Raw genomic sequence first — 2,277 nt, forward strand, 5'->3', positions numbered from 1 at the left:
ATCGACAGAGCCTGGAGACCAAGCTGCTGCTTGACCTGCAGGGCCTGAAGCTTCGCCGATTCCTTGGCCAGATCGGCGTCGACGAGGTTGCCGATGCCGCTCTCGATCACGTCGGACAGCTTGCTGGTGAAGCTCAGCTGACCGTCGATCTGACGGGCGGCCGAACCCAGCGTGCTGAGCGCCGACTTCATGTTCGACTCCGCACCGGCGAAATCGGCCATGCTGACGCCGGTCAGCAGGGTGCTGCCGAGGTCCGCCTCGAGGTTGCGGTGAGCAACGTTCAGCGTGTCGCTGGTGACGTCCGACTTGAGAGCCGCGATGGCACCGCTGCCGCCGCTGTCGAGCAGGTTCGTGCCGTTGAACGACGACGACTTGATGATCGACTTGATCTGAGTCTGCAGAGCCGTGACGTCGGCCGTGATCTGGGCCTTCGACGCGGAGTCGAGGCCGGCGTCGCTGCCCTCGAGGACCTTGGTCTTCATCTGGTTCATCAGATCGGAGATCTGCTCGACACCGGCGACGGCAACATCGACGGTGCTCTTCGCGCGCGAAAGCGACGAGGTCACGGCGGTAAGGCCGCCGACGTCACCACGGAGCTTCTGAGCGATCGTGTACGACGCGGAATCGTCCTTGGTGCCCGAGACGCGCAGGCCGGTGTTGATGCGGCTCTGGGTGGTCTCGAGGCCACGGTTGGTCGCGCTCAGGTTCTGGAGAGCGGCCATCGCGCCGGTGTTGGTGTTGACGGAGAAACCCATCGTAATTTTCCTTCTTGGAATGGGGCCGAGTTCTGCGGCCCGGGCCGGAGACGCCGGCCCTCGACGGAAAGAGAAGAGTCTCCTCCGCCTCCTCATTCTGGGAAGGAAATCAGACCGACCCAAATGAACATGCAGGTTTTTCGAAGTTAACGAGGCGGTTACTTCGAATCCGGGCGCGCGAGCTCTATCAAAAGCGAAAAGGCCGGGGCGGGATTGCCCGCCCCGGCCTTTCCGGATCGGCTCCAGCCGAGACCGGAGCAGCGTGAGGTCGTCCGATTATCGGAACAGCGACATGATCGACTGCGGCGACTGGTTGGCGATCGACAGCGCCTGGAGCCCGAGCTGCTGCTTGACCTGGAGGCCCTGAAGCTTCGCCGACTCCTTGGCCAGATCGGCGTCGACGAGGTTGCCGATGCCGCTTTCGATCACGTCCGAAAGCTTGCCGGTGAAGCTCAGCTGGCCGTCGAGCTGGCGCGCCGCCGAGCCCAGCGTGCTGAGCACCGTCTTCATGTTCGCCTCGGCCGAGGCGAAATCCGCCATGGTCACCGTGCCGCTGGCGATGGTGCCGAGCGACGAGGCGAGATCGGTATGGGCGACGGTCAGCGTGTCCGTGGTGTCGGCCGACTTCAGCGCCGCGATCGACGCCGTCGGGCCGGTGCTCGCGTCGAGCAGGTTCGTGCCGTTGAAGGTCGACGACTTGATGATCGACTTGATCTGGGTCTGCAGCGCCGTCACGTCGACGGTGATCTGGGCCTTGGAGGTGGAATCGAGGCCGCTGTCACTGGCCTCGAGCACCTTGCTGCGCATCTGGTTCATCAGGTCGGAGATCTGCTCGGCACCGGCGATGGCGACGTCGACCGTGCTCTTGGCGCGCGACAGCGACGACGTCACGGCAGCCAGGCCGCCCACGTCCCCGCGGAGCTTCTGGGCGATCGTATAGGCTGCGGAATCGTCCTTGGTTCCGGAGACGCGAAGGCCGGTGTTGATCCGCCCCTGAGTGACGTCGAGGTTGCGGTTGGTGGCGCTGAGATTCTGCAGGGCGGCCATCGCGCCCGTGTTGGTGTTGACGGAGAACGTCATCGTCATGTCCCTTTCGGTGTCGGTTGCGCGGCACCAGCCCGGAGCCGCAACGAGACGAGGGCAGAAATCTCACCCCCCACAGCTCCATTTTGGGAAAGAAACACGAGCGACCCAAATCGAAGCGCCGCTTTTCGGGCGCGGCCCGCCGCCGCCGGCAAGGTCTTGCAACGGCTGGGAGAATTTTCGCGCGCCGATGTCGCACCACGAGATCCGTGGCGAACGGAAAAGGCCGGAGCGGTTGCCCGCACCGGCCTTCCCTTCACCCCGGGCTTGCGACCGGGGATCATGCCTTCTCCGATTAACGGAACAGCGACATGACCGACTGCGGCGCCTGGTTGGCAATCGACAGAGCCTGGAGACCAAGCTGCTGCTTGACCTGCAGGGCCTGAAGCTTCGCCGATTCCTTGGCCAGATCGGCGTCGACGAGGTTGCCGATGCCGCT

At 64.3% G+C, this 2,277-nt stretch carries 3 protein-coding genes; all 3 read right to left on the minus strand.

Translation table 11 applies throughout. From position 1 onward, the window contains the following. The coding region (locus tag E2493_RS18170) for a flagellin (protein ID WP_135089762.1) at window positions 1-755 on the minus strand (755 nt) is incomplete at its 3' end. Window positions 756-1,031: 276 nt separating this feature from the next. Further along, entirely contained in the window at window positions 1,032-1,835 is an 804-nt protein-coding gene (locus E2493_RS18175) for a flagellin (RefSeq protein WP_135089764.1), read from the minus strand. A 298-nt stretch (window positions 1,836-2,133) separates the two neighbouring features. After that, window positions 2,134-2,277 (minus strand): flagellin (locus tag E2493_RS18180; protein ID WP_263854053.1); only part of this gene is annotated, 144 nt, incomplete at its 5' end.

The organism is Sphingomonas parva (ex Maeng et al. 2020), from assembly GCF_004564275.1.
GTDB lineage: Bacteria > Pseudomonadota > Alphaproteobacteria > Sphingomonadales > Sphingomonadaceae > Allosphingosinicella > Allosphingosinicella parva.